This is a genomic window from Paraburkholderia sp. SIMBA_030 (genome assembly GCF_046535245.1).
In the GTDB taxonomy this organism is placed as follows: Bacteria; Pseudomonadota; Gammaproteobacteria; order Burkholderiales; family Burkholderiaceae; genus Paraburkholderia.
In genome coordinates this window covers 1-250 of sequence record NZ_JAWRXB010001220.1, presented here as the reverse complement: position 1 = coordinate 250, position 250 = coordinate 1, and the positions used below count along the sequence as shown (strand labels likewise).

At 48.4% G+C, this 250-nt stretch carries 1 protein-coding gene; it reads right to left on the bottom strand.

Translation table 11 applies throughout. The features are described 5' to 3' along the window. The coding region (locus SB772_RS43915) for a hypothetical protein (RefSeq protein WP_410839015.1) at positions 1-250 on the bottom strand (250 nt) is incomplete at both ends.

The window sequence follows — 250 nt, the reverse complement described above, 5'->3', positions numbered from 1 at the left end:
CGACAGTATGTGTAATCGAACCTGGACCAATACGCTTTCGCAAAAGCTTGGCTTTTCTCTTAGCCCAGTCAATCGACGGAGCGAAGACTATCTCATCCGATTTGCCCATGGTGGTCACCTCCAAATGAGTCATTCCACGCGCAGAGAGTAGCAATGCTGCGCGGATTTCACAAGAGTCACGTTTATAAGAATGGTCTACGACGATTTCTGACCTTCCTGGCACGATTAACGCTTGACTTGCGATATTGGC